Here is an 891-nt window from a genome sequence, read left to right as displayed (position 1 = left end):
ATGCTAGAAAGCTCCCTTGATACCGGCCGAGACGGCCAGGTTCGGATCGCGGCCATTGCTGGCCAGATGGGTGGAGGCGGACAGGGACAGGTTTTCGTTGACCTTGTGGTCGAGCTCCGCCCCGATCCGGGCCCAGGTCTGCCCATAGGTGCCCCCGCCCAGTGAGAAGTTGAACAGCCCCGGCACATGCCCCGTCGCAACCGCCCCGGTGCCGCTGCGATGCGCCACTTCCAGCGTCGTCGACAGCCTGGTGGCCGCCGAGAACTCCGTCACCGCCGTCACGCCCACCCGGATTTCGGCATGGCGCAGGTTCTGCTCGTTGAACACCGCCGGGAACGGCCCGCCACTCTCGGCATAGCCATCCACATGCAATCCCCCGAAGCCGAACGCGGCATAGGGATTGATGCTGGTATTGCCGATCACTGCCGCTTCCAGCCAATCCGCCCGCACCCGCACCACGCCGCCAAGGGCATTGGTTTCGCCGTTCGACACGGCCGTCGCCGCGCCATTGGAATAGGCCCGCGCGATATCGGCCTTGTAGCTGCCCAGCATGCCGGTGACGGAGAGCAGCAGCGGCGTGCCGTCGGGCTGCCAGTCGATTTCGCTCAGCACATATTGCCCCTGCATCCGCGCCGAGCCGCCCAGGGCCAGGTCCTGCCAGGAACCCGTAGTGCCCACCGCCCCGCCGATCCGCACATTGCCGCCGGCCAGATCCGTACAGGCGCCGATTTCGGCCAGGGCCAGCCCGGTCGAGGACGGGCCGTGATGGGCGAAATCCCCCGTCGCCCAGGCGCACATGTCGCCACTCAGGCTCGGCGTCAGCATCAGCGGCCGGTGATGCGCCCCGTTCAGCGGCAGCCAGGTCAGGAACTCGCCCGCATTGGCGATGCC

At 67.8% G+C, this 891-nt stretch carries 1 protein-coding gene; it reads right to left on the bottom strand.

Annotation, left to right across the window (positions count from 1 at the left end; genetic code table 11):
- Positions 1 to 3: 3 nt before the first annotated feature.
- Positions 4 to 891, bottom strand: an 888-nt coding sequence (locus tag A3840_RS01725; RefSeq protein ID WP_131798213.1) for an autotransporter outer membrane beta-barrel domain-containing protein, incomplete at its 5' end; no start/stop codon positions are given.

The organism is Devosia elaeis (genome assembly GCF_001650025.1).
Lineage (GTDB): Bacteria > Pseudomonadota > Alphaproteobacteria > Rhizobiales > Devosiaceae > Devosia > Devosia elaeis.
The sequence above is the reverse complement of the archived record's forward strand: the minus strand, read 5'-3'. Positions and strand labels throughout refer to the sequence as shown.